The 759-nt window shown below is 65.7% G+C and carries 2 protein-coding genes; both read left to right on the top strand.

Annotated features, from left to right (window positions below):
• Positions 1 to 112 precede the first annotated feature (112 nt).
• Positions 113 to 346 (top strand): type II toxin-antitoxin system VapB family antitoxin, encoded by a 234-nt coding sequence (gene vapB, locus ACY45C_RS09815; RefSeq protein WP_462187308.1) that lies wholly within the window; start codon positions 113 to 115, stop codon positions 344 to 346.
• A complete protein-coding gene (locus ACY45C_RS09810; protein ID WP_462187311.1) occupies positions 337 to 750 on the top strand; it encodes a PIN domain-containing protein in 414 nt (137 codons plus the stop codon). Before vapB ends, ACY45C_RS09810 begins: the two co-directional genes overlap by 10 nt.
• The last annotated feature ends 9 nt before the right edge of the window (positions 751 to 759 follow it).

Below are 759 nucleotides of genomic sequence, written 5' to 3'. Positions count from 1 at the left end.
CCTTTGGGTACGTGCGAGGTGAGTTGCGAGGTGAATGGGGTAGGTGCCTGCACAGAAGCAGTCATGCTATCATGATTGAGGAGTCTGATATCGAACCTGCGAGGTGGCGCCGGTGGCCGACATCCTCGTACGTGACGTACCCGATGCGGTTCTCGCCGAGCTCGACGCTGCCGCCGCCCGAGCCGGAATCTCGCGTGTCGAGTATCTGCGCCGCACGCTTGCCGCCGAAGCCGAGCGGGCATCGCGCGACACACGTCCCCCTCTTGGGCGGGAGAACTGGGCGCAGCTCCACGACCTGATCTCGGACCTCGCCGACGAAGACGTGATGCGCGGTGCCTGGTCGTGACCGACAGCTGGCTCATCGACAAGTCGGCACTGGTCCGCATACCAACCCATCCCGACGAACCCGTCTGGTCACAGCGAGTCGATCAAGGTCTGGTACACATCTGCGCGGTCACGCTGCTCGAAGTGGGCTACTCGGCCCGCAACGGCCCTGAGCACGCCCGGCTCCTCGGCACCCTGCCGCTCGCACGCATGGTCATCCAGTGGGACATACCGGCAGCCGTGGCCCGGCGCGCCTACGAGGTCCAAGGCCTGCTGGCCGCAGCCGGCCATCATCGGGCCCCGGGCGTCCCCGATCTGCTGATCGCAGCGACAGCGGAAACCGCCGGGCTCACGCTCCTGCACCGCGACAAGGACTTCGAACTGATCGCAGACCTGACCAGGCAACCGTTGTGCCGATTGTCCTGATCCTCCAGA

Source organism: Frankia sp. CcWB2, from assembly GCF_977927585.1.
This window is presented reverse-complemented; position numbering and strand designations above follow the sequence as displayed.